Here is a 9,902-nt window from a genome sequence, read left to right on the forward strand (position 1 = left end):
CGTGCCAGGGGCACCGAGTGCGCCAGGGGTGCGAGGGGCGTTAGGTGCATCAGAGGCACCAGGGGCGCTGGGTGCGTTCGGGGCACCAGGGGCGGCGCTGGGTGCACCAGACGCGCTGGGCGCACCAGGGGTACCAGAGGCGCTGGGTGCACCAGAGGCGCTGGGGTGCGTGTGGCTTGGGCGGGGCATCGCTACGGGGCCAGGGCCTGGAGCAGGGAGTCCTGCATCCAGGTCAGCCAGTGGTAGACGTCGAGGTGGGGGCCGCGGGGGTCGTCGGGATCGAGTTGTTCGGGGGTGTCGGCGTCGATGCCGAGGACGGTGCCCAGGGCCAGGCGGACGTCGGTCAACGCGGTCAGCCAGGCGTCGGCCTGTTCCGGGGTGAGGACGATCTTGCCGCCGTCGCTGGGGACGGTCTCCAGCACCACGGATCCGGCGGCGAGCTTGCTGTCGATGATCTCCGGCTCGTGCAGGCCGCGCAGCGCGCTGTTGAGGTCGGCGCGGTCGGCGTCGGGGGAACCCGGCTCGCTGCGATGGAAATCGGGCAGCAGCCGGTGCAGGCGGGGATCCTCGGGCGGGACGGTGTTGCCGGTCCGCAATCCGGTGAGGGCGGCGAGTTCGTCGTCGGGGGCCGACCGGGCCCGCTCGGTGAGCAATCCGGATACCGCGCCGACCAGCGACCGCAGTACACCGGCCTCACGCGCGTCCATCTCGGATCGCAACTTGAGGCCGCCCAGTGAGTTCTTCCTGCTCCACTTACGCACGGCGCACGCTCCAGTTCGGCACGCCGTCGAGGGTAGTCCTTACGCTCAGTCGTCCCGCTGCATGGTGGCCCACAGGCCCGCCGCGTGGAGCCTGCGTACGTCCTGCTCCATCTTGTCGCGCGACCCCGACGACACGACGGCCTTGCCCTCGTTGTGTACCTGCAGCATCAATTCGGTCGCCTTCGCCTTGGTGTAGCCGAAGAGCTTCTGAAAGATGTAGGTGACGTAATGCATCAGGTTGACGGGGTCGTCCCAGACCACCGTCACCCACGGACGGTCTTCCGCCTCCAGGATCTCGGTGTGTTCCACCGTCTCCGGAGTCGCCTGTGCCGCCGACAGCGTTGCTTCTGTTTCGCACAAGCCCATGATGTCCAGGGTACGACTCACCCCCCGATCCACAACACCCGTCCCGCCACCTCCGCACGGGTCAGCGAACCGGTAGCGGCACCACTTCCGCGTCGCTCCCCGCACCGGGTGTCGGCTGTCTACAGTTGCTCGGGTGGAGATCCGCGACGACCTCGCCAGCACCGCGTTGCTGACCGATCAGTACGAATTGACCATGTTGGCCGCCGCCCTCGCCGACGGGTCGGCGCACCGCCGCTGCACCTTCGAGGTGTTCGCCAGGCGGTTGCCCAACGGCCGTCGCTACGGCGTCGTCGCGGGGACGGGCCGACTGCTCGACGCCCTGCCGCAGTTTCGTTTCGGCGAGCGGGAACTCGAGGTGGTCGCCCCGTTCCTCGATCGACGCACCGTCGACTGGCTGCGCGACTACCGCTTCACCGGCGATATCGACGGCTACCGGGAAGGCGAACTGTATTTCCCCGGCTCGCCGATCCTGTCGGTGCGCGGCAGCTTCGCCGAATGCGTCCTCCTCGAAACCCTCGCCCTGTCCGTACTCAATCACGACAGCGCCATCGCCTCGGCGGCGGCGAGAATGGTCAGCGTGGCCGCGGGCAGGCGGACCATCGAGATGGGATCGCGGCGCACCCACGAACTGGCCGCGCCGTCGAGTTCGCGGGCCGCCTATCTGGCCGGATTCGACGCCACCTCCAATCTGGAAGCGGTACGCAGTTTCGGGATCCCGGGAGCGGGCACCAGCGCGCACGCCTTCACGCTGCTCCACAGCGGCGCGGACGGAGCGCACGAGGCCGAGGCGTTCCGCAGCCAGGTCGCGGCGCTCGGCGTCGGGACGACACTGCTGGTCGACACCTTCGACATCACCCGTGGCGTCGCGACCGCCGTCGAGGTGGCCGGTCCGGAACTCGGCGGCGTGCGTATCGACTCGGGTGATCTCGGTGTGCTGGCCCGGCAGGTCAGGGATCAACTCGACGCGCTCGGCGCGAAGTCGACCCGCATCGTGGTCTCCGGCGATCTCGACGAATACGCGATCGCCGCGCTGCGCGCCGAACCGGTCGACGTGTACGGCGTCGGAACCTCGCTGGTCGTCGGGTCCGGTGCGCCGACCGCGGGCATGGTCTACAAACTCGTCGAGGTCGACGGTGTTCCGGTCGCCAAGCGCAGCAGTCACAAGGAGTCGCGCGGGGGTACCAAGAAGGCCGTGCGGCTCGCGCGCTCGACCGGGACGATCATCGAGGAGATCATCTATCCCGCGGGGGGCCCGAAACCCGACCCCGGCGGGTCGGACGTCCGCGAACTCCAGGTTCCGCTGGTCCGCGCGGGCGAGGTGCTCGACAACCTGCCGACGCTGACCGACAGCCGCGATCTGGTCGCGCGCGGGCTGGTCAGCCTGCCGTGGGAGGGGCTGAAACTGTCCGCGGGCGAGCCCGCCGTCCCGACGACGTTCGTGGGCTGAGCAGACCACACCACCACTGCGCCGCCGCGCCGCCGACCAGGGCGATGGCGCCCAGTCCGACCATCGTGACCACCCAACCGAAATTCGCGAGCGACAACGACAACGCGGCGAACACCGCCCAGTACGCCGCGAAGCCCGCCCCGATTCTCGCCGTGGTCACGGAGTGGCCCGATCCGACTCGCTCGCCGCACGGGCTCGCTGCTTCCGTTTGCCCGCCAGCATCACCACGTAGACGGCGACGCCGACGAACAGAAAGCCCTTCGCCGCGGACAGAATCCAATCCATGACGCTGTCCGGACGCACCCCGAGCAGCCACCCGAACGCGGTGTACGCGCCACAACCGATCACGAGAGCGATCATGATCCGCACGGTGTTCTTGTTCATGAAGCCTCCTATGCCTCGCCCACCGAGTGAACGGCGGCACAAGGTAATAGCCTCGCGGCGTAGTCTTCGTTTACACCGGGCGAAAGGTAATGCGTCATGAATCGGGCGTTGATCATCGTCGATGTGCAGAACGACTTCTGCGAGGGCGGCTCGCTCGCCGTCGATGGCGGCAGCGCGGTCGCCGAACGCATCAGCCACTATCTGACCGGCGCGAACTACGCCGCCGTCGTCGCGACCCGCGATTACCACATCGATCCCGGCGCGCATTTCTCCGAGCGGCCCGACTACGTCGATTCGTGGCCGCCGCACTGTCGCGTCGGCACGCCCGGCGTGGAATTCCATCCGAATCTGGACACCTCGCCGATCGAGGAGATCTTCTCCAAGGGCGAATATTCCGCCGCCTATTCGGGTTTCGAGGGCGCGGCCGCCGACGGCGCGACTCTCGCGGACTGGTTGCGCGCCAGGGATATCGGCGAGGTCGACGTCGTCGGGATCGCCACCGATCACTGTGTCCGCGCCACCGCGTTGGACGCGAACGCGGCGGGGTTCGACACCAGGGTGCTGCTCGATCTCACCGCGGGCGTCTCCCCCGCGACCACCGCCGACGCGCTCGACCGGCTCCGCGCCGCCGGGATCGTCCTGTCCGGCACGATCGGATAGCGCGACCGTTCGCGAGGGTGGCGGGGCCGGTCCGCCGACAGTGTCGGTGCCGCGCAGTAGGCTGCTCGCGTGCCCGAACTGCCGCCCGTCCCGGAGCTGTTGTCCACCGCCGTGCAGGCGCTCGGAGGTAAGGAACGCGACGGGCAGGTGACGATGGCGACGGCGGTCGACCACGCCATCGATACCAAGGAACACCTCGCGGTGCAGGCGGGGACGGGCACCGGTAAATCCCTCGCCTATCTCGTGCCGAGTCTGCGGCACGCGGTCCGCACCGGACGCACCGTCATCGTGTCGACGGCGACGATCGCCCTGCAACGGCAGTTGGTCGACCGCGACCTGCCCCGGCTCGCCGACGCGCTGAGCGGCAAACTCGGCAGGCAGGCGAAATTCGCGATCCTCAAGGGCCGCAACAACTATCTCTGCTTGAACAAGATCAACAGCGTGCTGCCGGAGGAGCCCGCCGAGGCCGAACTCTTCGACGCCTTCGCCATCTCCCGGCTCGGCCGCGAAGTGCAGCGGCTCAACGAATGGGCTTCCGACACCGAGACCGGCGACCGCGACGAACTCGCCCCCGGTGTCACCGATCGGGCCTGGCGGCAGGTCAGCGTGTCCTCGCGCGAATGCCTCGGCAAATCGCGTTGCTCGTTCGGTCAGGACTGCTTCGCCGAACGCGCGCGCGCCGAATCCGCACAGTCCGACATCGTGGTCACCAATCACGCCCTGCTCGCGATCGACGCCATCAGCGGAATCCAGATCCTGCCCGAACACGATGTCGTCGTCATCGACGAGGCACACGAACTCGTGGATCGTGTCACCGGCGTTGCCACCGCCGAGTTGGCGCCCGCCGCCATCAGCGCGGCCGCCCGTCGCTGCACCAAACTCATCGACGAACGCGAAGTCGATCGTCTGGAGGGCGCGGCCGAGGCCTGGCACGAAATCCTCGACGAACTTCCCGGCGCCCGGTGGGACACCATGCCCGACGGCGTCGCCCCGGCGCTCGCGCTGGTTCGCGACGCCGCGTGGAACGCCCGCACGGCGCTGAACCCGCCGGGCAGCACCGGCGCGCAGGGCGATCAGGACGCCGCCGCCGCCCGCACCCAGGCCCTGGCCGCGATCGATGAAGTGCACGACAGCGCGGTGCGGGCGCTCACCGCCTTCGACGAACCCGATCCGGCCGCGCGCCGCGACGTGATCTGGCTGGCCGCCGACGATATCCGTGGCGTGGCGCGGAAAACGCTGCGGATGGCCCCGCTTTCGGTCGGCGGACTGTTGCGTGCCCGATTGTTCGGCACCGCGACGGTGGTGCTGACCTCGGCCACCCTCCAGATCGGCGGCAACTTCGACGGACTCGCGATCACCTGGGGCCTGCCCGCGCGCTCCTCGGCACGCTCGGACACCGGTGCCGCGAACGGCGCCGAGGCGCCATCGGACGCCGACACGGTGCGCTGGAGTTCCCTCGACGTCGGCTCGCCGTTCGACCACGCCAAATCCGGAATCCTCTACGTGGCAAAACACCTGCCCGCGCCCGGCCGCGACGGCCTCGCCCCCGCCTACCTCGACGAGATCGAGCGACTCATCACCGCGGCGGGCGGACGCACCCTCGGGCTGTTCTCCTCGATGCGCGCCGCCAAGGCCGCCACCGAGGCGCTGCGCGAGCGGATCGACACCCCCATTCTGTGTCAGGGTGACGATTCGACCGGGGCACTGGTGCGCAAATTCGCCGACGATCCGGAGACCTCGTTGTTCGGCACGCTGTCGCTGTGGCAGGGCGTCGACGTCCCCGGGCCGTCGCTGAGTCTGGTGATCCTCGACCGTATTCCGTTCCCCCGGCCCGACGATCCGCTGCTGACCGCACGCCAGCGCGCTGTCGAATCGCGTGGCGGGAACGGATTCATGGCCGTCGCGGCGAATCACGCGGCCCTGCTGCTCGCACAGGGCACCGGACGCCTGTTGCGCAGCGTCGATGATCGCGGTGTGGTCGCCATCCTCGATTCCCGTTTGGCGACAGCACGATACGGCGGGTATCTGCGCGCATCGCTGCCGCCCTATTGGGAGACCTCGAACCCCGAGGTGGTCGTCAAAGCGCTACAGCGCTTGACGGCGAACTGAATCCCGGCCGACACACCGCGCGCCCTCCCCCCGTTCGCTTCCGCGCAGAAGTAGATTCGACCCCGATGCTCCGGCGCGACCCGCAGGGCCCGCGTCGGAGATGTCGGCCATCCCCGCGCCACGCCCTGCACGCGGCGCGGGGATCGCTATCGCATATTCCCTTTCGCACTCGGGCCGCACGTGAGAACGTGACCGGATGGAGCCTCAACCCGACGCCGATGTGCTCGGCGAATTCCTGATCAGCGCAAGATCTTTGGATGAATACCGGGCAATCTTCGCGCTCACCGACACCGAACTGCGTGAACGCAGGATTCTCGACTGCCCCGGCGGAGCGGCGAGTTTCACGACCGAGGCGAGCGAACTCGGCGCATATGTCACCGCCGCGGATCCGATCTACGCCCGCCCGCCCGCCGAGCTGCGCGCACTGGCACTCGCCGAGACCGATCGCGCGAGCGCGTGGGCGCGCGCACATCGCGACGGCTACCAGTGGGACTGGTACGGCTCACCCGACCGGCATCACGCGATGCGCGCCGCCGCCGCGGCCGGATTCGGGACCGACATCACCACCAACCCGCACCGCTACATCGCCGCGAGCCTGCCCTCACTGCCTTTCGCCGACAACAGTTTCGACCTCGTCCTCAGTTCGCATCTGCTGTTCAGCTACACCGATCGCCTCGACGCCGAATTCCACTTGGCGGCGCTGCTCGAGTTGTCACGGGTCGCGAGCGGCGAGACCCGGCTCTACCCGCTGGTCGACAACCTCGGTCGGCCACAGGACGAGCTGTTGATTCATCTTCGAAAAGAACTGCACGACAAGGGGATAGAAACGAGTCTGCGCGCCACCGAATACGAGTTCCATCACGGCGCGACGTCACTGCTGGTGCTACACGCTCCCGGCGGGAGCTGACCTCGATTCCCCCGGCTCGAGCGGGTCCGGCCGGGTGACCGGAATCCCTATTCGGCCAGGAAGAAGAAGTAGCCGAGGAATACCACCGTCAGCACCCACATCGCGGGATGCACGTCTCTGATCCGTCCCTTCGCGACCATCACGACGGGATAGAACAGCATGCCCATGGCCAGGCCGTTGGCGATCGAATAGGTGAGCGGCATCATCACGACGGTGATGAAGGCGGGTATCGAATACTCGAGCTGGTTCCAATCGATCTCGCCGAGCGCCCGCGACATCAGGACGCCGACCACGATCAACGCGGGCGCGGTGATTTCCGGCGAACCCGCCACGACCGCGAACACCGGGTAGCAGAACATCGCGACGAGGAACCATCCGGCCGTGGAGATCGCCGTCAATCCGGTCCGGCCGCCCGCGGAGACGCCCGCGGTCGATTCCACATACGCGGTGGTGGTCGACGTGCCGATGACGGCGCCCGCCATGGTGCCCACCGAATCCGCGGCGAACGCGCTGGCCGCGCGCGGCAGTTTGCCGTCCTCGTCGAGCAGGCCCGCCTGGTTGGCGACGCCGATCAGGGTGCCGCCGCAGTCGAAGAAGTCGACGAAGAGCATGGTCAGGATGACGACTGCCATCTGAGCGGTGAAGGCGTCGGGCAGGTGCACGATGGCCTGGCCGAAGGTCTGGTCGAGGCCCTTCGGCATGGCGGCGATCCCGTCGGGCAGGTCGACCAGACCGGTGACGATGCCGAGTCCGGCCGTCAGGACGATGCCGTAGAGCACCGCTCCGTGCCAACCGATGACCAGGAAGACGACGGTGACCAGCAGGCCGAACAGGGCGAGCAAGGTCGTGCCCGCGGTGAAATCACCGAGGGTGACCAGGGTGGCGTCGCTGTTGACCACGATGCCCGCGTTCTTCAATCCGAGGAAGGCGACGAACATGCCGATGCCCGCGCCGACCGCGAATTTCATCGGCATCGGTATCGCGTTCAGGATGCGCTCGCGGACCTTGGTGACCGCGAGCACGAAGAACACGACGCCGGAGATGAAGGTCCCCGACAGCGCGACCTGCCACGGAATACCCATCTCCAGCACCACCGAGTACGCGAAGAAGGCGTTGAGTCCCATTCCCGGCGCGAGCGCGATCGGATAGCGGGCCCACAGCCCCATCACGAGTGTGCCGAAGACCGCGGCGACCGCGGTGGCCGTGAACACCGCCTGGATGGGGATGCCCTTGTCGCCGAGCGCGCCCTGATCGCCGAGTACCGCGGGGTTCACCGCGAGCACGTACGACATGGCGAGGAACGTCACCGTTCCCGCCATCAGCTCGCGCCGCATGGTGGAACCGTTCTCGCTGACGCCGAAGTACGCGTCGACGCGACCGCGAGCACGGGTCAGCACATCGGTGGCCATGATCTCTCACGGTAGCCGACGATTCGCCGGACGGTGATCCGTCCGGCGTCGCGTCCGGATCAGGCGTTCGGCGCCGCCACCAGACCCAGTTCGGCGTCCGAGGCGAGCAACTCGTCGTGCGGCAGCACCCGGACCGTGTAGCCGACCGCACCCGACAGCGGAACGGGCGTCCGCACCGAGAACAGTTCCAGCCCGGAATCCGAACCGACGTGCGACATCGCGACCACGGTGGTGTCGGACAGATCGTCGGCCGTGGAAACGCGACCGAGGACGGCCTGCACCGCGACATCGGAGACCGAGAGACCACCGAGATCTATCCGCGCGGTCAACGACAGCTCGGCCCCGATGACGGGGGTGTCGGGCAGACCCGCACTGTCGACGTTGACCACCTTGACCGAGGGCCACGCGGCTTCGACCCGCCGCCGATAGTCGGAAACGGTGCGCGCGCCCGCGAATTCGTCATCGGTGGCCGCGCGATAAGCGGCGGCCGCCTGCGCGTAGTACTGCACGGCGTAGTCGCGAACCATGCGGGAGGCGAGCACCTGCGGGCCGAGGGTCTGCAAGGTGTGGCGGACCATCTCGACCCAACGCACCGGCATGCCCTGCTCGTCGCGATCGTAGAAACGGGGTGCGACGGTGCGCTCGAGCAGTTCGTAGAGCGCCGCCGCCTCCAGATCGTCACGGCGATGTTCGTCGGACACGCCGTCCGCGGTCGGGATCGCCCAGCCGTTCTCCCCGTCGTACATCTCGTCCCACCAGCCGTCCCGGATGGAGAGATTGAGTCCGCCGTTGAGTGCCGATTTCATGCCGGAGGTACCGCAGGCCTCGAGCGGGCGCAGCGGATTGTTCAGCCACACATCGCATCCCCAGTAGAGGTAGCGGGCCATCGACATGTCGTAATCGGGCAGGAAGACGATGCGGTGACGCAACTCCGGGTCGTCGGCGAACCGCACCACCTGCTGGATCAGCGATTTGCCTCCGTCGTCGGCCGGATGACTCTTACCGGCCACCACCAGCTGCATCGGTCGATCCGGATCGAGGAGCAGCGACCGCAGCCGCCGCGGATCGCGCAGCATCAGCGTCAGGCGCTTGTAGGTCGGCACCCGGCGCGCGAATCCGATGGTCAGCACGTTCGGATCGAAAACCTGCTCGACCCAGCCCAATTCGGCCTCGGCGGCGCCGCGTTCGAGCCAGGAGGCCCGCACCCGACGACGCACTTCGTCGATCAGGGTGGCGCGCAGGGTGTTCCGGGTCGACCAGAGTTCGCCCAACGGCGCGTCACGCAGCCGCTCCCAGCCGCGCGCCTCCTCCACCAGTTCCGCGCCGATATGCTCACGCGCCTTGTCGAGCCATTCGCGCGCCGCCCAGGTGGGGGCGTGTACGCCGTTGGTGACCGATCCGATCGGCACCTCGGACGCGTCGAATCCGGGCCACAGCGCGGAGAACATCGAACGGCTGACTTCGCCGTGCAGTTTCGACACACCGTTGGCACGCTGGGCGAGTCGCAGACCCATATGCGCCATGTTGAAGAATTCGGGATCGGTCTCGCGCCCGAGCGACACGATCCGGTCCACCGAAAGCCCCGGCAGCAGCGCGGATTCCGATTCGCCGTGCGCCCCGCCGAAGTAGCGGCGAACCAGCGGCATCGGGAATCGGTCGATGCCCGCGGGCACCGGGGTATGGGTGGTGAAGACGGTGCCCGCGCGCACGGCGGCCAGCGCGGTGTCGAAATCGAGTCCGCCCGCGACGTATTCGCGGATCCGTTCGACGCCGAGGAACCCCGCGTGCCCCTCGTTCATGTGGAAGACGTCGGGATCGGGCAGTCCCTGGGCGTTGGTGTAGGCGCGAACCGCCCGCAC

General features: G+C 68.2%; 9 protein-coding genes. 4 read left to right on the forward strand and 5 right to left on the reverse strand.

Going from position 1 to position 9,902, the window contains the following annotated elements; translation table 11 throughout:
* Window positions 1-191: 191 nt before the first annotated feature.
* Both aosR and clpS read right to left on the reverse strand, forming a co-directional pair.
* Window positions 192-761 (reverse strand): oxidative stress transcriptional regulator AosR, encoded by a 570-nt coding sequence (gene aosR, locus JZ792_RS39580; protein ID WP_109523487.1) that lies wholly within the window; start codon window positions 759-761, stop codon window positions 192-194.
* Window positions 762-806: 45 nt separating this feature from the next.
* Entirely contained in the window at window positions 807-1,127 is a 321-nt protein-coding gene (gene clpS, locus JZ792_RS39585) for an ATP-dependent Clp protease adapter ClpS (RefSeq protein WP_109523488.1), read from the reverse strand.
* 133 nt (window positions 1,128-1,260) lie between these two features.
* Between clpS and JZ792_RS39590 the strand changes: the two genes are divergently transcribed.
* Window positions 1,261-2,574, forward strand: a complete 1,314-nt coding sequence (locus JZ792_RS39590) for a nicotinate phosphoribosyltransferase (RefSeq protein ID WP_216918022.1) — start codon at window positions 1,261-1,263, stop codon at window positions 2,572-2,574.
* 156 nt (window positions 2,575-2,730) lie between these two features.
* Here the strand turns inward: JZ792_RS39590 and JZ792_RS39595 are convergent, their stop codons facing one another.
* Window positions 2,731-2,958 (reverse strand): hypothetical protein, encoded by a 228-nt coding sequence (locus tag JZ792_RS39595; protein WP_216918023.1) that lies wholly within the window; start codon window positions 2,956-2,958, stop codon window positions 2,731-2,733.
* A gap of 96 nt (window positions 2,959-3,054) precedes the next feature.
* On the opposite strand from JZ792_RS39595, the gene JZ792_RS39600 reads away from it, so the two are divergent.
* The 3 genes from JZ792_RS39600 to JZ792_RS39610 all read left to right on the forward strand — a co-directional run bounded on the left by JZ792_RS39600 (window position 3,055) and on the right by JZ792_RS39610 (window position 6,634).
* On the forward strand, window positions 3,055-3,618 hold the full coding sequence (locus tag JZ792_RS39600; RefSeq protein WP_216918024.1) for a nicotinamidase: 564 nt from the start codon (window positions 3,055-3,057) through the stop codon (window positions 3,616-3,618).
* 69 nt (window positions 3,619-3,687) lie between these two features.
* Entirely contained in the window at window positions 3,688-5,727 is a 2,040-nt protein-coding gene (locus tag JZ792_RS39605; RefSeq protein ID WP_216918025.1) for an ATP-dependent DNA helicase, read from the forward strand.
* A 196-nt stretch (window positions 5,728-5,923) separates the two neighbouring features.
* Window positions 5,924-6,634: a methyltransferase domain-containing protein gene (locus JZ792_RS39610; protein ID WP_254190997.1), complete on the forward strand. Its 711-nt coding sequence runs from the start codon at window positions 5,924-5,926 to the stop codon at window positions 6,632-6,634.
* Between the two features lie 47 nt (window positions 6,635-6,681).
* On the opposite strand, the gene JZ792_RS39615 is transcribed toward JZ792_RS39610, so the two are convergent.
* Window positions 6,682-8,043 (reverse strand): NCS2 family permease, encoded by a 1,362-nt coding sequence (locus tag JZ792_RS39615; RefSeq protein WP_216918026.1) that lies wholly within the window; start codon window positions 8,041-8,043, stop codon window positions 6,682-6,684.
* Window positions 8,044-8,102: 59 nt separating this feature from the next.
* Window positions 8,103-9,902 (reverse strand): alpha-glucan family phosphorylase (gene glgP, locus JZ792_RS39620; protein WP_216918027.1); only part of this gene is annotated, 1,800 nt, incomplete at its 5' end.

Source organism: Nocardia noduli (assembly GCF_019038455.1).
In the GTDB taxonomy this organism is placed as follows: Bacteria; Actinomycetota; Actinomycetes; order Mycobacteriales; family Mycobacteriaceae; genus Nocardia; species Nocardia noduli.